Source organism: Bacillus sp. JH7 (assembly GCF_001563515.1).
GTDB lineage: Bacteria > Bacillota > Bacilli > Bacillales > Bacillaceae_G > Bacillus_A > Bacillus_A cereus.
Genome location: NZ_LPUS01000001.1, coordinates 344,022 through 360,872, shown reverse-complemented (window position 1 = coordinate 360,872; position 16,851 = coordinate 344,022). Strand labels below are relative to the sequence as shown.

Genomic DNA, 16,851 nt, shown 5'->3' with positions numbered 1-16,851 from the left:
TTATTTTCTTTTCTTCGTTAGCGCCGTTGCCCTATCGACAATATTTATTATATGTATAACCACACATAAAGTCAACACCTTTTTTAAAAGAGGATAAATTTTCTTATCCTCTTTTAAAAACTGCCTGTTCAACTAGTTGTCCGTCTAACGTTTCAAAACGAACTTCCATTTGATTTTCATCCATTTCTAATAAAGCAAATGTCTTTTCTACACGCTGACGTGGTAATAAAATACTGCCTGGATTAATAAATAAAACGCCCTCGATTAATTCCGCACCTAATACGTGAGAATGTCCGAAGCATGCAACTTGCGCTCCCACTTCTTCAGCATGGTACGCTAGCGTTTGTAATGTCATTTTCACATTATGGCGATGTCCATGCACAACTAAGAAGCGAATTCCATCTACATCAGTTACAATTTCATCTTGAAAGTTAGCATAATCACAGTTTCCTTTTACAACATGGAAACCTTGCAGTTCTTCATGAGCAGATGTTAGCTCTGAATCACCGCAATGAATCATGATATTTACTTTCCCTTCATACTTCTCTTTCAACTGCTGTAATTCCTTCACAGAGCTATGACTATCGCTTACGATTAAAGCTTTCATCATTCTCTCTCCCTTATTCTCCTAAAAACCATTCCGGGATTTTTTCTTCTAACTTACGAAGAGCACGTCCGCGGTGACTAATAGCATTTTTTTCATCTGAACTTAATTCCGCCATTGCTTTTTTGTACTCTTCCACATAAAAGATCGGATCGTATCCAAAGCCATTTTCTCCGCGGCGTTGTTCTAAAATAAATCCTTCACATGTCCCGTTTACAATGACAGGCTTTTTATCACCTTCAGGGAAAGCTACTGCTAATGCACAGTAGAAGCGAGCTTTACGCTTATCAAACGGTATTTCATTTAATTCTTGTAAAACTTTATCAATATTCGCTTGATCATCTTTTGGCTCTCCAGCAAAACGAGCTGAATACACGCCTGGTTTCCCGTTTAACGCATCTACAATAAGACCTGAATCATCCGCAATTACAATTGCATTCAACTGTCTACTCAAACTATCCGCTTTTAAGATCGCATTTTCTTCAAATGTTTCACCAGTTTCTTCGACTTCTTCAATATGAGGAAAATCGTGTAATGATTTCACTTCTAAATCAAATCGCTCAAATAACTCGGCAAATTCACGTACTTTCCCCATATTTTTTGTCGCTACAACAACTTGTTTCATACTTTCCACCTCTACTCTATATGAGATACGATGTCACCTAACGCTTCTTTTTGCATATCAATCAGTTGGAAAATGCCTTGTTCTGCTGCATCAAGTAATTCATTTAACTGCGCTCTACTAAACGTCGCTTCTTCTCCAGTTCCTTGCACTTCAACGAACTGACCTTTTCCAGTCATAATTACATTCATATCAACGTCTGCTTTAGAATCTTCTGCATAGTTTAAATCTAAAACAACACCTTGCTCTTCAACAATTCCTACTGATGTTGCTGCTAAATAATCTTTTACTGGAATTTTAGATACTTTTTCTGCTTGTAATAATTTCTCGAAAGCTAATACCATCGCTACATATGCACCTGTAATAGAAGCTGTTCTCGTTCCACCATCTGCTTGGATGACATCACAGTCAATCCAAACTGTTCTCTCGCCAAGCGCTTCTAAATCAACTACCGCACGTAATGCTCGTCCTATTAAGCGCTGGATTTCCATTGTACGTCCTGTTACTTTCCCTTTGCTTGACTCCCTAATTGTACGTTGTTCTGTCGCACGTGGAATCATCGCATATTCAGCTGTTACCCAGCCCTTTCCTTCTCCACGCATAAATGGCGGGACACGCTCTTCAATTGTCGCTGAGCAAATTACCTTTGTATCCCCAACCTCAATTAACACTGATCCTTCTGGATGTTTTAAATAATTCGTATGAATATGTATATGGCGTAATTCTGTTTTCTCTCTACCATCTACTCGCATAAAAATAACCTCCTCATAACTACTTGTTAGTATAGCCAAATTTAAATGTATGATATGTATACAATAAAAGAAGAGGAACCCAAAAAGCAATTCCTCTTTCTTACTTAAGTATATCAAATTATTGACGATTAAAAACTACCTGTATTCACGTTTTCTGGACGATCTACAGGTTTTATTAACTTTCCGCCCTTTTCATCTATAAGATTTGCTTTTCCATTCACTTCAATAGAAATATTTTTCACACCTTTCTTTTCTGTTAAAGATAAAACTAACGACTTCAATACGTAATTTGAGATCATATTTTTATCTGGGTTTACAAATATATTTTCATTAAAGTTTAATGTAAGATTTCCGTCTTGTAATTTCGGATTCGTAATAAGCTTAACGCCTGGATTAAAATCATTCAGGAGCGATTGATGGATCGGACCTTTTACAAGTTCATCTATAATTGTTGCATAGTCATTTTCTTTACCTTCTGCAACGCGGCGTGTAACTGGTACGTAGTATTGCTGTTTATTATTATTTTGCGCCATAAAATACAGTGTGACTGGTTTTGTATTTGTTACATCTGTTACTTGTTCATCATCGAAGTTAATACCATTTGCACGGCTCACTCCTTCACCAAGCGGTGTACCACCAACAGGCATTTTTGCCAATTTCTCACCATTTATTTGGAACTGCACTTGTTTTATCTCTGTAAATTGCGTCAACGTCCAAGCTATAGATTCAACGATTTGACGCTCTTCTTCTTTCGCATAGTTTTTCATTTCTTTAGAGAAATCAATAACTGCCGTTCCGTCCTTTTTCAAATCTAAGGTCATTGTTGTATTCGCCGGAATGACTGCACGAAACCCATTTGGTAATAAATTCGTTACCGGTCCATCTTTCACAAGGTATTCTAACGTTTGCTTCACAGTCTCATTCGCTTTCGGAGTAGGTATAGCTAACGTTTGTGGTACAACATAACCATTTTTATCAACAAGGTATAGTTCTCTATTTACCATTTGCCCTTGCTTATCTTTTTTAGCTACTTCTTTCTTCCCACCCTCTGTATACGTAACTTGTTTTGGCGGATCAATTTGTTCAGTTGCTTTCTCTTGATTTATAAAGCCACACCCTGTTAGTAAAACAGCGCTCACAGTAGCACCAACAACCCATTTAAAAGTGGATTTAGGCATGCCATTCCCCCCTAAAATCTAAGTTTGTACTATTATGTATACGAACTGTTTCACGTTTTAGAACAAGCTGTGCCTCTTATAAATTGAAACTTTAATCAGCAGGGGTCTTACTACCCAGCAAATAGCAAGATAAAACAAAAGCTCCTGATTTCTCAGGAGCTCACTTATATAAATTCTACTATTATTCTTTTTCTAAATGAATATGCTTCACATTTTCAATCGGTTGACCAAACCATTTTGATGCAATTTCTTTAAACAAGCCTATTTTTCCTGTTGTTAAGAAGAGATGATCGCTTTGTTCTTCTCCTTCATTCAACATTTTACTATGATATAAGATTGTACTTACTTCACGTGCTGTTTCATCACCAGAACTAATTAGTTGCACTTTATCTCCCATTACTTTTTTAATAACAGGTCCTAAAATCGGATAATGTGTACAACCTAATATAAGTGTATCAATATCGGTACTTTTCAGTGGTTGCAGCGTTTCTCTTACAACTTCATACGCCATTTCACTTTCGAAATTCCCACTCTCTACAAGTTCAACGAAAGGTGGACAAGCTAAACTTTCTACCATAACACGGTTATTAATAGACTTTAACGCCTCTTCGTATGCACCACTTTTCACCGTTCCAATCGTTCCAATAATCCCAACGTGATACGTGTTTGTCACTTTTAAAGCTGTACGTGATCCTGGGTGAATAACTCCTACTACTGGAATTGGTAATTGTTTTTGCATCTCTTCTAATACAACTGCAGTTGCTGTATTACACGCAATAACTAACATTTTAATATTTAAATCTAGTAAATGCTCCGTCATTTCCCACGTAAATTGACGTACTTCTTCTCGAGAACGTGGACCATAAGGACAACGTGCTGTATCTCCTAAATATATGATACGCTCTTTCGGCAACTGACGAATTAATTCCTTCGCTACTGTTAAACCGCCAACTCCTGAATCGATAACACCGATTGCTCTATTCAACTTCATCACCCGTTTTCTCATTCATCATCTTTTATGTTTATCATTATATTTTACACACTTTAAGTTCGCTCACTTCAAATGCTTCTGTATGAAAATTTTCATTTGCCCATGTATAGACTAGGACCTTTTTTATTTTGCTCCTTTTTTTCGTAATTTGCAAGATAGAAAAATAACCGACCTTCTATAAGAAAGTCGGTTTCTTCTATATAAAGTGCATATTCATTGCTCCATCTTTTTTTGAAAAGAAGACATTCCCATTAATAAGAAGAAATGAGCAGAAATTAAAATGACGATAATTTATTTACAGCCCTTTTTATAGCCTTACCTATTTCCACGCTAGACTGTGGATTTTGTCCTGTAATTAAATGACCATCTACTACTACATGCGGCGTAAAATTGGGGGCTACATAAAACAAAGCTCCTTCTTCTTTCAACTTACTTTCTAGCAAAAACGGAACGCGCTTTTCTAAATGTACAGCTCTTTCTTCATCGTTTGTATAACCTGTTATACGCTTACCCGCAACAAAAAACGAGCCATCCTGATTTTTCACACCGACTAAGGAGCTTACTCCGTGACAAACAGCCGCTACAATCCGGTTATTGTTATACATATTCTCAATCAAATTTGCTACATATGGATTACCTGGAAAATCTACAATCGCCCCGTGCCCACCACCAAATAAAACCGCATCATAATCCGAAAAATGAACATTTGAAATCGGCCTCGTATTTTGCAATAAAGAAGCTACATGCTTGAATTCGCGAGGTATACCATTCGGAATAGACACTCTATCTATAGGTACTCTCCCACCTTTTATTGACACAATATCAACATCAAACTTAGCCTTTTTAAATACATGATAAGGAGCTGCGAGCTCTTCCAGCCACAAACCAGTCGGGTGTCCATTCATATCATGAGCACTTGTTGAAACTAACAGTATCCTTTTCAACATATCCCCTCCTTATTACCTATTTATGTATGGAGTGTTCTTATCATTCATATAGCAAGTGAAGCAAACAAAAAATAGCCGACTTTTATATAAAAGTCGGCTGCTTTCTTATAATTCGAGCTCTCCCATACGAAGAAGCTCCACAACTGCTTGTGAACGTCCTTTAACCCCTAGCTTTTGCATTGCGTTTGAGATGTGGTTGCGAACTGTCTTTTCACTTATAAAAAGTTCACCTGCAATTTCCTTCGTTGTTTTATCTTGAACCAGCAATTCAAATACTTCTCTCTCTCTCTTTGTGAGTAAAGGTTTAGATTGATACGCTTTTTCCTTCAACTGGTATAACCCTCCTTGCTTAAGCCAGAGCTGTGTATGTGTAAGTTGGGTGTTTATTTAGTCAAGATATTGTATGAACGAAATGTGCAGGTGGTGAATGAAAATGGGCTTTATTTCCTATGTTATTTTAGACTTTTATACAGTGCGTACACTCTTTTTATCCACTTACTTTCCAACGCGCCATATTTGTTCTAGCAATATACTTACAACCGTACCTACAAATAAACCATTACCGAATATATATTGCATAACAGACGGCAAGGATTGGAGTGCTCCAGACGGTAAAAACATAACGCCGCTGCCAAATAATACTGCAACGCCTAAAATCGTTACATTCCTTTCACTCATCGGCACTTGTTTTATATTATTAAATCCAATTCCAATTAACTGTACGAACGAAGCCATTAAAACAGCCGATGCCACAGCTGATGGTAAAGATGCTAAGTAACGAATAATACTTGGAAAAAGAGACATTACGACTAGTAACGCACATGCCATTAAGAACGATCGTATATACTTTTGTTTTGTTAAACGTATAAATCCTGCCGTTGCTGGTAACGGAACGACACCTACAGTTGAAAATACAGAAGAGATGAGATGTGAAATCCCCCCAACCCATGTTCCATCTTTCAACTGTTTTTGTTCAATAGTCGCTTTATGAATAGTTGCTTGATTAATTGCTATAATAGCTGCCACCGTATTCGAAACTAAAATACATACCATAACGAAACTTGATACAGCCATACCTGTATTCCATTTTGGAAGTCCCCAAGCAAATATATGTGGAAGTTGCACAAAATGAGTTACTTGAGATGGGATTGTCACTTTTCCTGCAATGAGAAAAATAATCCACCCACTAATTAATCCTATTAAAACTGCATAACTTTTGACAAAGCCTTTTCCAAAATTAGATAGTATAATAACGAACAGAAATATACTAAACGCGATCATTGCTGTAAATCCGTCGATTTGAGAAATAGTAGCTGTAATTCCTAACATTCCTTTTAAAAATACACCACTTAATTGTAAACATAATAAAAGTAAAAACGTCCCTGTCACAAGCGGCGTAAATAAAAATAAAATACGTCCTATAAAACCAGTTACTCCTAATCCTATTAAAATAACACCGGAGATTATCATTCCTAATTCTAAAATTTGCAGTGTACTATGTAATTGATCCTGTCCGGCCGTTGCATAAGCAAGTACGGTAAATACACCAACCCAAGATCCAGCCGGCCCATCCGCAATTGGCAGTCTATGCCCAAGCCACCCTTGTAAAAAAGAAGATATACCAACTACAAAAAACGTACGCTGCATTAAATAAAATATTTCTTCCGTCGTAAGATGAAATAATCCGCCAACGACAATTGGTAGTGCGATTGAATTTGCTAATAAAAATATAAACCATTGCAAAGTTCCCATAATATGATTTTGGTTATGTTGATTGTCCAATTTTTTCATCCCTTCTAGCTTTCCTATAAAAATATATTGTAAGAATAAAAAAGAAGAGTTCTATACTCACCATTAGAACCCTCCTCAAAATATTTAAACGATTCTTCTACACAAGATTATTTAATTCCACCTCATTTAAACTTCCAACAACAATATTTCCTTTATACACGACTAAACGTTTTTCTGTTTGACGCGCTACTGCTTCAGCAGCGCATGTCGCATTCGTCAAAACAAAGCTCGCTTCATCCCCTACATTCGGCCATACTCGCTTCCCTTCATTATTTAACGTTTCTTTTCCTCCTGTAATAAAGCGGAGTGCTTTTCCTAAAGACCTTTCGTCACTCCACCCAAAACGCTCTGCTAATCGATTCGCCTTTTGAAGCATATCACCTGTTCCAAACGGTGACCAATGATCTGTAATGCTATCATTGCCTAATGCAACTTTAACACCTTTTTTATCTAATAACGGAATTGGGATTACTTGTTTACCAATTGGCACTGTTGAAGTAATATCAATATTTACATTTGCGAGTCTTTCTGCCACTTCTTCAGCCTCTTTATCAGTAACACCACCAAGTCCAAGTGCATGACTAATCGTTACACGGCCTTGCCATCCTGCTTCTTCTGTTAAACTTGCCAATCTCTTCATCGTAAACGTTCCAAGATTATTCGCATCGTGCAAATGAATATCAACATCCGCATTAAATTCTACTGCGATATCCATAATTGTATGTAATGACTTTTCAATGTCATTATCTACTGTAGCTGGATCTACTCCTCCGACTAGATGAGCACCCATACGCATCGCATCTTTCACGAGTTGCACAGAATCACTGCGCAATAATCCATGTTGCGGAAACGCAACAATTCTACTAGACACTCGATTTTTATATGTTTCTAATGCCGCTAACGTCGCCTCCAGATTACCAAGCCCAATAATCGGATCGACATTACAATGCGTTCTAATATTCGTTGCACCATTTTGCAGTAGTAACTCTAGCATATTTTCCGCTCTATTTCGGGCAGTCGCTAATTGCTTTGGTAAAATTTTTTCTTCTTCATTAAAACGTGTAAAAATACTTTCTGCTGGCATACAAGCTTTCCATGGGCCACTATAATATGTTTTATCAATGTGAATGTGCATCTCTTTGAAAGCTGGCAACATTAATAAGTTCTTAGCATCAAAAGTTACTATATCTTCCTCTTGAACAATCCCTTTTATAATTTTTTTAATTCGACCATCTTCAATAAGTAAACTGCATAATTCTGTTTCTGTTTGTGAAATTCTCTCTTCTTCATATGTATATCCTGATTCAAGCATTACGTTAGTCAACCAATATACTGTCATCTCTATTTCCCCACCCTTTATTAAAAATCACCTCATAACTACAAGTTTAATATCCACTGAAAATTAAGACAATTAATACGATCACTTCTCACAAAAAAATGTAATACAACCCCATAGTCTTCTCATAAATTTCCATATAGAATAAAAGTATGCAGTTTGATATAAAAAGGAGTTGATTGGAATATGTCAAAAAAGTTATGTAAATCCGAAACTGATAAAATGCTATTTGGTATATGTGGTGGTTTAGGAGAATATTTTGATATTAGCTCTACTCTTATTCGTATCATTTGGGTTATTGCTGTTTTATGTTTTGGGACAGGATTTTTAGTTTATTTCATTTGTTTATTACTTATGCCACGTTCGTACTAACGGCATTATTTCACATACTTAAGAAGAGCAAATCACCTATAGAATCCTATAGGTGATTTTTTCATGAAGAATATTTCATCGTTAAATGTAATACCGCCACTTCTTCTTCTTCATTTTTATAAATATGCTTCTTATTCGCTTCAAATTGAATGGAATCAAACTCATTTAATTCGTATACATCATTCTCCACTTGAATAGACACTTTCCCTTTCATTACCGTTACAAGCTCAATCGCACCTTCATGATGAGCTTCTGGCTCATATATACTATTTGATCGTAAACAAGCACGGTGCATTTCCATCCCTGTTTCTTTCGTATAACGGAACATCGTTTCTAAATGCCACGCTTGTCCTTCATCTACTGCAAATCCTTCTCCACAGCGCGCAACAGCTACAGGTTCTCCAACAACCATTAATCTGGATAAAGGAATTGATAACCCTTTCGTTATTTTCCAAATGACAGCTAGTGTCGGATTTGTTTCCCCTCTTTCGATCTTTCCTAATGTTAATTTACTAACTCCTGTTTTATGGGCTAATTCTTCTAAACTTAATTTCTGTTCATTTCGAATTTGTCTCAATAACTGTCCAACTTGTTGAATGACTTCTTTCGTTTGCATATCTTCATTTTCTTTCATATATAAAACCACCTTAAAATATAAAATAGTTTACTTTTAATGAATAAAAGTATATCATACTATACATAATTATTTATTTCCGAAAGGAGTGCTATACTTCATGCGCGCAATTTTATTAGGTCTTTTATCATCGGCCTTTTTTTCTGCAACCTTTATTATTAATAGAGCAATGAATGTATCTGGAACGAGCTGGGCTTGGACAGCTTCCTTCCGTTTTTTATTTGCTCTTCCTATTTTATTCCTTATCGTTTTATTTCGCAAAAACTTTAGGGGATTATGGGAAGAGTTAAAAAAACATCCATTGGCATGGATCGGATGGGGTTCTGTTGCCGGTATTGGTTTTTATTCTTTATTAAGTTTCGCAGCTGTCTTTTCTCCAGCTTGGCTCGTTGCTGGAACTTGGCAAGTTACGATTTTAGCTGGTTTACTACTATCACCACTATTTTTCGTGAAAATAGAAACAAAATCAGGTACGAAACTTGTGCGTGGAAAAATTCCACTTCGTAGCTTATATGTTGCATTATTTATTTTACTTGGTGTAATTTGTATGCAAGCAACTGCCGCAGGCCATATTACAATGACTCAGTTCATTTCAGGTTTTTTACCTGTCGTATTAGCCGCTTTCTTATATCCGTTCGGTAACCGAAAAATGATGGAGCTTGTTGGTGGACGCCTTGATACGTTCCAACGTGTATTAGGAATGGCAATTGGAAGTCTTCCTATAACAATTTTGCTTGGTATATACGGATTTTCTACTACTGGCATTCCAACATCCAACCAAATGCTTCAAGGATTTTTGTTAGCATTATGTTCCGGCGTTATTGCAACGATGACATTTTTCTTTGCTACTGACTTAGCAAAAGATAACCTCGCTCTACTTGGAGCTGTTGAAGCAACACAAGCTGGAACGATGGTCTTTACCGTACTTGGAGAAATCATTTTCTTAAATGGTTCACTCCCTGGAGGACTTTCTCTCATCGGAATGATTATTATCATGTTAGGAATGGTTGCAAATAGTATTTTAAACCGTTCTGTTCCAGTCGTTAAACAGAAAAAATCGGCATAAAAAAAGGGTATGGTTCTATAGAGATGAACCATACTCTTTTTTATTGTCCCCCTATTTCGCCTTATCAGAATAGTATTTCATTGGCTGTTTATACTAAAACTTATGTTATAATACGTTTCATGCGCATTAATAGGAGGTAAATTATGTTAAAAAAAGCAATCGCTGAATTTATTGGTACATTTGTACTTGTATTATTCGGAACTGGAGTAGCTGTCACTGGCGGCGGAATTGAAGGAATTGGAACATTAGGAATCGCTATGGCTTTCGGCTTATCTATTGTAGCTATGGCATATAGCATCGGAACAATTTCTGGATGTCACATTAACCCAGCAGTATCAGTAGCTATGTTCATCAACAAACGAATGAACGCTATGGAACTTTGTTATTATGTATTAGCTCAAATTTTAGGTGGTTTATTAGGAACTGCAACGTTAGTAACAATTTTAAAATCTGCTAAAACACCTTTAGATAATTTAGGACAAAATGGTTTCGGAACTCTTGGTTTATCTGGAGCATTTTTAGTTGAGTTCATTTTAACTTTCGTATTTATTTTAGTTATCGTTGCTGTAACAGGTAAAAAAGGAAGTTCTTCTTTAGCTGGACTAGTAATTGGTTTCACATTAGTTTTAATTCACTTATTAGGAATTCCGTTAACTGGAACATCTGTTAACCCAGCTCGTAGTATCGCACCAGCTTTATTTGTTGGTGGAGAAGCACTTTCTCAACTATGGGTATTCATCGTAGCACCAATTCTTGGTGGTATCTTCGCAGCTATCGTAGGTAAATTCATTTTAAATACTGAAAAATAGAATTTTCAATATTTCTGAATAAAAAAAGGCGAGCCCTCATTATGAGGAAGCTCGCTTTTTTTATTCTTTCATTTTAGACTTTAAATTTGTAACTAATTGATCTACCGTTACATTTGCAAGTACGTTTTCCATCGCTTCTTGCGCTTGCATTAAAATAATTTCTAATACTGATTGAATATTAGCTCCTACTGGACATTCAATGTTGGGATTTTCATGGAAGGAAAATAGCTGTCCTTCTTCTACAACTTCCACTGCTTTATATACATCAAGTAATGTAATTTCTTCTAAATCTCGAGCAAGTGTCGTACCACCTTTACCAGCTTGTACATCAACAAGTCCTGCTCTCTTCAACATTCCTGTAATGCGACGAATCACAACTGGATTTGTATTCACACTACCGGCAATCCATTCAGAGGTACAGCGAGAGTTTCGATCTATCGCAAGTAATGTCAGCATATGAACACCTACTGTAAAACGACTACTAATCCCCATCTGCACACCCTCCTTTTTATTCATTCTATTAAAAGACGACTCTTATCATTATATACTATTTTTAATTTATACATAAAGAAAAAGCATGATTTCAATAGGAAATCATGCTTTTCTCTCATTATTGACGCTTTATAAATTTCGCTAAATCTTTAAATTTCACTTTATCTGAGTAATTCATTACGCCGTTTACGTAAATGCGACTTGTAACAGCATTTAATACCGCAATTGTCGCCAATAAGACTGCTAATGTTATCGTAATTTCTAGCATACCTGCTTCACCAGCTACAATACGTGAGAAGGTAACCATCGGTGTAAAAAATGGAACGTAAGAACTTACAACGACGATAGTACTATTCGGATCACTTAATGATTTAATACTAATAAAGAATGCAGCCATAATTAAAATCATTACCGGGAAAGATACCGCTTGTAAATCCTCCGTCTTAGACACGACAGCTCCAGCAGCAGCATACATCATCGCATAAAGTAAATATCCCGTAATGAAATAAACAAGAAACATGCTGATAACCTTTGCATCTAATTTCGTAAAGTCAATTGGAATACCAAATAGTGAGGCACTTTCTAAATCGACCCAACCTAACAAATATGGAATAAGATAACCACACGCCAATATGACAAGTTGCAATAACGCCGTTGAAACAACCGCTAAAATTTTCGCATACATCATCGTAAGAGGCTTCACTTTCGGAAGCATTACTTCCATTACACGTGACGCCTTTTCAGATGCAATATTCATTGCGATTGTATTTCCGAACGCTACAATAAACATATATAAAGCAAATGTAAAGAAATAGGCAATTCCGAAAGAAGATGTACGATCTTTTATCGCTTCTTGCTTTACTTGAATTTCTGTTTGTAATTGCTGTGCAATTTCTGTTGAAACATTATTTTTGGCAATCGTCACCATCGTATATTGTTGCTTTAAATATCCTGCCATAATTGCAGAAGTTGCTTGGCTTGGAAATCCATTATACATATATGTAATCGATGGAGCCCCATCCTTTTCCGTCACATGGAATAGACCATCTAAATCGCCTTCTTCTACTTGCTTATGCAGTTTATCAAAATCATCCTTTGAACCAATTGTTATTTTTGCTGATGGCAATAGCTTATTTAGCTCATCTTTTTGTACTTTATATGTGGAACTCTCTACTACAACTGCAATTTTATCTTTATCCTTATTTTTATCATCGCCTGAAGTAAAATGATTAAATGCAAAAATCCCAAACACAACTAAAAATAAAATCGCACTCGTAATTAATGATTTTTTAGATAAAAATGCTTCCCTAAAATAAAATGAAAATACGTGAGAAAATTTACGCATCGTTATTTCGCCCTCTCTACAAAGATTTCGTTTAACGTCGGCTCTAACATTTTGAATTGTCGTAAGCTAACACCTTGCTCTTGCAACTGTTGCAAAATCTTGAGAGCTTCCGCATCGTCTTGTACTTTCACATAAAGAAGGCCTTGTTGTTTTTCATACGATACATGTATAGCTTCTAATCCCTTTTCATTCTCTACTGTATCTTCAATCGTTAAATTACGGAAACCGTATTCTTTCTTAATATCACTTAGCTGTCCTTTTACGACTGCTTCACCTTTTTTCAAAATACATACATGTTGGCAAAAAGCCTCTACTTGTTCCATACGATGACTTGATAAAATAATCGTCTTTCCGCTCTGTACTTGTTCTTCAATAATACTAGCTAACATCCCAGCATTAACTGGATCGAGGCCGCTGAATGGTTCATCTAAAATGAGAAGTTCCGGATTATGAAGAAGAGCAGCAATTAATTGGATTTTTTGCTGATTCCCTTTTGAAAGCTCTCCAGCCGTTTTAAATTTATATTCTGGTATCGCTAAACGCTCTAACCAGTGATCAATAGCGTGATCCACTTCTTTCTTCGACATTCCTTCTAATCTACCAAAATATCGCAGCTGATCTATTACTCTACTTTTTGTATATAAACCTCTTTCTTCTGGTAAATACCCAATTGTTACACCACTATTTCCAAATGCTTTTCCATCCCATGTAATCGAACCTTCATTAGGCGTTAATAATCCGAGGAGCATTTTGATTGTTGTTGTTTTCCCTGCACCATTTCGTCCAAGTAACCCTAGTACTTCACCTTTTGGTAACGAAATTTGCAAACCGTTAACTGCTTTTGATTCCCCAAATTGTTTCGTTAAGTTTTGAATTTGTAAACTCAAGTATAAAGCCTCCCCTTTAGTATCATTCGTACTCTCTTTCAAAGACTATGTTTATTCAAGACAAAATATAGCACCGCGCTTCATCCTCTTATATGTAAACATCGTCATGAATCCATCATTTGTTCTATTTAGTTAAAATTGTAAATAACAAAGTTCTTTTTGTCAATTATAATTGTCATTACGACAATAAAAATTGTCAAAACAACTATTATTATTTTGCTCATCTTTCTAATATAGGACATACTACTATATATACAAAAGACAATATGCAAATGTTCATATAAAAATATTATATTTTAATATATAATATAAAATGATTTTCTAACATCAAGGAGGATACATATGAAGATGAAAAGGGGCATTACCACTTTATTATCTGTAGCGGTTCTATCTACATCACTTGTAGCATGTTCAGGAACACCAGAGAAAACAGTGGCAAAAGAAGAGAAAGTAAAATTAACAGAACAACAATTAATGGCTGATTTATGGTATCAAACAGCCGGTGAAACGAAAGCACTTTACTACCAAGGGTACAACATTGGTCAATTAAAGCTTGATGCAATTCTTGCAAAAGGGACAGAGAAAAAACCTGCTATCGTGCTTGATTTAGACGAAACTGTTTTAGATAACAGTCCTCATCAAGCAATGAGCGTAAAAACAGGCAAAGGCTATCCTTACAAATGGGATGATTGGATTAACAAAGCTGAGGCTGAAGCCCTTCCAGGTGCAATTGATTTCTTAAAATATACAGAGTCTAAAGGTGTAGATATTTACTACATCTCAAATCGTAAAACGAATCAACTAGATGCAACAATTAAAAATCTTGAGCGTGTAGGTGCTCCTCAAGCAACGAAAGAACATATATTACTACAAGATCCGAAAGAAAAAGGAAAAGAAAAACGCCGTGAACTCGTTTCTCAAACCCATGATATTGTCTTATTCTTCGGTGATAACTTATCTGATTTCACAGGTTTTGATGGAAAATCTGTAAAAGATCGTAACCAAACAGTAGCAGATTCAAAAGCACAATTTGGTGAGAAATTCATTATTTTCCCGAATCCAATGTATGGCGATTGGGAAGGCGCTTTATATGATTATGATTTCAAAAAATCAGATGCAGAAAAAGATAAAATCCGTCGCGACAACTTAAAATCATTTGAAGTAAAATAAAAGAGGATGGCATTCGCCATCCTCTTTTATTTTACTTTCTCTGTTAAAGGCAAGATAAATACTTCCACACGTCTATTCTTTGCCTTTCCTTCTTGTGTATCGTTTGGAGCAATTGAACGGTATTCTCCGTATCCAATCGCACTAAATTTTTCTGGTTGTAATTCTTTATTTTGCAGTAATACTTGCATAAAATTAACTGCCCGCTGCGTACTTAATTCCCAATTCGACGCAAACTGCGCATTGGCAATAGGGACATTATCCGTATGACCCGATACTGTAATTTCACGAGGTGACGCTGAAACAAGTAAGCTAGACATCTCTTTTGCAATCCCTAAAGATTCTAATTTCACATCTGCTTTCCCCGAATCAAACAGTATATTTTCTAATATTGTCACCATTAATCCCTTTTCAGTTAATTTAGTTTGAAAAGAAGAGGATAATTGTTTTTCATTAATATATTGATCAATCTTTTTTTGTAATGCTTTCAATTCATCCATCTCTTTTTTTTCTTTAGCTCTAGCTTCTTCTTGTTTTTTTGTTTGTTCTGCCTCAAGGCTACTTGCTGATAATTCTTTTTCATCATTTGGCTTTTGATCACTTAAAAATTCTTTGTTACCTGTTCCCCCAGCTAATTCACTTCGAAAAGCAACTGCCATCTGTTTAAACTTCGCAGCATCTATACTACTCATTGCGAATAAAACGATAAACAATGCAAATAACAACGTTAACATATCAGAATATGGGATTAACCATGTTTCATCGATATGCTCATCATGTTTTTTCTTTTTGCCTCTTCTATTTTTCTTACTCCGCATTTTTTTCTGCTCCTTTTTCTAGCTTTTTACGCTCAGTTGCAGAAAGTGCACCTAAAATGCGGTTCTTCATAATAAACGGATATGTACCTTCTTGTAACATTAATAAACAATCAATGATTAAACGTTTTTTCTCAATTTCAGCTGAAGATTTTTGCTTTAACTTATTTGCAAATGGATGCCATAATACATAACCTGAAAAAATACCAAAAATCGTTGCAATAAACGCACCCGAAATAGCATGACCTAACTTTTCAATATCAGTTAAGTTACCAAGCGCAGCTACAAGACCGATAACAGCACCTAAAACTCCTAATGTCGGTGCATACGTACCAGCTTGTGAAAAAATAGCAGCTCCCTTTGCATGTCTTTCTTCAATTGCCTCTAATTCAGATTCCAAAATCTGCTCCAAATCTTCTGCGGATACGCCATCAATCACAAATTTCATACCGCGCAAAAGAAATTCATCTTGAATTTTGTCTAATTGTTGCTCTAAAGACAAAATACCGTATTTTCTACTTTCAGATGTCCAATGAACAAATAATTCTAGCAACTGTTCATAACTTAAATCCTTTTTATTTGAACCAAAAAGAACTTTAAATAGTTTTGGAACCCTTTTTAGTTGATTCATCGGAAATGCAATACATACTGCAGCAAATGTACCAATAAAAATAATTAATGCTGCGGCAGGATTTAATAAGGCTGTTATGTCAGCGCCCTTGACGACCATCCCTACTACCACTGCTACAAATCCTAAAATAAGTCCAATAATTGTTGCAAAATCCATTCCCATTCACTCCCAGTCTATACAAGAAGTTCTCTATTCTCGATAATCGCTACATCTTCTTATGTATATATATTACATAAAAAATGCATTTCATGAAAGATAAGAAATGAATTATATAAAAAAATACTACAAATTCACACATTTTCTGACATTTTCTTTGCATTTCTATTACGTTATGACTCTTATATTCCTTTTCCAACAAACTAGATTTATAATAAAAAAAACATTACACATTTTATTAAGAAGGGACTGTGAT

The 16,851-nt window shown here is 35.7% G+C and carries 19 protein-coding genes; 4 read left to right on the top strand and 15 right to left on the bottom strand.

Annotation, left to right across the window (positions count from 1 at the left end):
• Nucleotides 1-103 precede the first annotated feature (103 nt).
• The 9 genes from AU379_RS01980 to AU379_RS01940 form a co-directional block, all read right to left on the bottom strand.
• Nucleotides 104-607 carry a metallophosphoesterase gene (locus AU379_RS01980; protein ID WP_000645518.1) on the bottom strand — a complete coding sequence of 168 codons (504 nt, stop codon included), beginning with the start codon at nucleotides 605-607 and terminating at the stop codon, nucleotides 104-106.
• A 13-nt stretch (nucleotides 608-620) separates the two neighbouring features.
• Complete coding sequence (locus tag AU379_RS01975; RefSeq protein ID WP_000815939.1) at nucleotides 621-1,229, bottom strand: XTP/dITP diphosphatase; 609 nt, start codon at nucleotides 1,227-1,229, stop codon at nucleotides 621-623.
• An 11-nt stretch (nucleotides 1,230-1,240) separates the two neighbouring features.
• Nucleotides 1,241-1,978 (bottom strand): ribonuclease PH, encoded by a 738-nt coding sequence (rph, locus tag AU379_RS01970; protein WP_001261765.1) that lies wholly within the window; start codon nucleotides 1,976-1,978, stop codon nucleotides 1,241-1,243.
• Nucleotides 1,979-2,106: 128 nt separating this feature from the next.
• The gene (gerM, locus tag AU379_RS01965) at nucleotides 2,107-3,156 is read right to left on the bottom strand and encodes a spore germination protein GerM (RefSeq protein WP_001126750.1); all 1,050 of its coding nucleotides are present in this window, start codon (nucleotides 3,154-3,156) and stop codon (nucleotides 2,107-2,109) included.
• 181 nt (nucleotides 3,157-3,337) lie between these two features.
• A complete protein-coding gene (gene racE, locus AU379_RS01960) occupies nucleotides 3,338-4,147 on the bottom strand; it encodes a glutamate racemase (RefSeq protein WP_000774005.1) in 810 nt (269 codons plus the stop codon).
• A gap of 275 nt (nucleotides 4,148-4,422) precedes the next feature.
• Nucleotides 4,423-5,094, bottom strand: a complete 672-nt coding sequence (locus AU379_RS01955; protein WP_061138931.1) for a type 1 glutamine amidotransferase domain-containing protein — start codon at nucleotides 5,092-5,094, stop codon at nucleotides 4,423-4,425.
• Between the two features lie 105 nt (nucleotides 5,095-5,199).
• Nucleotides 5,200-5,424, bottom strand: coding sequence for a spore germination transcription factor GerE (gerE, locus tag AU379_RS01950; RefSeq protein ID WP_000659484.1), 225 nt, complete (start codon nucleotides 5,422-5,424; stop codon nucleotides 5,200-5,202).
• A gap of 165 nt (nucleotides 5,425-5,589) precedes the next feature.
• Nucleotides 5,590-6,885 carry a purine/pyrimidine permease gene (locus AU379_RS01945; RefSeq protein WP_000732141.1) on the bottom strand — a complete coding sequence of 432 codons (1,296 nt, stop codon included), beginning with the start codon at nucleotides 6,883-6,885 and terminating at the stop codon, nucleotides 5,590-5,592.
• Between the two features lie 97 nt (nucleotides 6,886-6,982).
• Entirely contained in the window at nucleotides 6,983-8,224 is a 1,242-nt protein-coding gene (locus AU379_RS01940; protein WP_000219569.1) for an amidohydrolase family protein, read from the bottom strand.
• A gap of 183 nt (nucleotides 8,225-8,407) precedes the next feature.
• Here AU379_RS01940 and AU379_RS01935 point away from each other — a divergent pair, with 183 nt between their 5' ends.
• Nucleotides 8,408-8,593 carry a PspC domain-containing protein gene (locus AU379_RS01935; RefSeq protein ID WP_000038411.1) on the top strand — a complete coding sequence of 62 codons (186 nt, stop codon included), beginning with the start codon at nucleotides 8,408-8,410 and terminating at the stop codon, nucleotides 8,591-8,593.
• Nucleotides 8,594-8,654: 61 nt separating this feature from the next.
• Here the strand turns inward: AU379_RS01935 and AU379_RS01930 are convergent, their stop codons facing one another.
• A complete protein-coding gene (locus tag AU379_RS01930) occupies nucleotides 8,655-9,227 on the bottom strand; it encodes an XRE family transcriptional regulator (protein WP_000661924.1) in 573 nt (190 codons plus the stop codon).
• A 100-nt stretch (nucleotides 9,228-9,327) separates the two neighbouring features.
• On the opposite strand from AU379_RS01930, the gene AU379_RS01925 reads away from it, so the two are divergent.
• Both AU379_RS01925 and AU379_RS01920 read left to right on the top strand, forming a co-directional pair.
• Nucleotides 9,328-10,293, top strand: a complete 966-nt coding sequence (locus tag AU379_RS01925; protein ID WP_001201630.1) for a multidrug resistance efflux transporter family protein — start codon at nucleotides 9,328-9,330, stop codon at nucleotides 10,291-10,293.
• Nucleotides 10,294-10,436: 143 nt separating this feature from the next.
• Entirely contained in the window at nucleotides 10,437-11,102 is a 666-nt protein-coding gene (locus AU379_RS01920) for an aquaporin (RefSeq protein ID WP_000913213.1), read from the top strand.
• 60 nt (nucleotides 11,103-11,162) lie between these two features.
• On the opposite strand, the gene AU379_RS01915 is transcribed toward AU379_RS01920, so the two are convergent.
• The 3 genes from AU379_RS01915 to AU379_RS01905 form a co-directional block, all read right to left on the bottom strand.
• A complete protein-coding gene (locus AU379_RS01915) occupies nucleotides 11,163-11,594 on the bottom strand; it encodes an Rrf2 family transcriptional regulator (protein ID WP_000512998.1) in 432 nt (143 codons plus the stop codon).
• A gap of 118 nt (nucleotides 11,595-11,712) precedes the next feature.
• On the bottom strand, nucleotides 11,713-12,939 hold the full coding sequence (locus AU379_RS01910) for an ABC transporter permease (protein ID WP_001224977.1): 1,227 nt from the start codon (nucleotides 12,937-12,939) through the stop codon (nucleotides 11,713-11,715).
• A gap of 2 nt (nucleotides 12,940-12,941) precedes the next feature.
• Nucleotides 12,942-13,826 carry an ATP-binding cassette domain-containing protein gene (locus AU379_RS01905; RefSeq protein WP_000058117.1) on the bottom strand — a complete coding sequence of 295 codons (885 nt, stop codon included), beginning with the start codon at nucleotides 13,824-13,826 and terminating at the stop codon, nucleotides 12,942-12,944.
• Between the two features lie 342 nt (nucleotides 13,827-14,168).
• Between AU379_RS01905 and AU379_RS01900 the strand changes: the two genes are divergently transcribed.
• The gene (locus AU379_RS01900) at nucleotides 14,169-14,996 is read left to right on the top strand and encodes a 5'-nucleotidase, lipoprotein e(P4) family (protein ID WP_000782768.1); all 828 of its coding nucleotides are present in this window, start codon (nucleotides 14,169-14,171) and stop codon (nucleotides 14,994-14,996) included.
• A 26-nt stretch (nucleotides 14,997-15,022) separates the two neighbouring features.
• On the opposite strand, the gene motB is transcribed toward AU379_RS01900, so the two are convergent.
• Together motB and motA are read right to left on the bottom strand one after the other, a co-directional pair.
• Entirely contained in the window at nucleotides 15,023-15,811 is a 789-nt protein-coding gene (gene motB / locus AU379_RS01895) for a flagellar motor protein MotB (RefSeq protein WP_001256735.1), read from the bottom strand.
• The gene (gene motA / locus AU379_RS01890; RefSeq protein WP_000344853.1) at nucleotides 15,801-16,595 is read right to left on the bottom strand and encodes a flagellar motor stator protein MotA; all 795 of its coding nucleotides are present in this window, start codon (nucleotides 16,593-16,595) and stop codon (nucleotides 15,801-15,803) included. The genes motB and motA overlap by 11 nt, the downstream gene beginning before the upstream one ends.
• Between the last annotated feature and the right edge of the window lie 256 nt (nucleotides 16,596-16,851).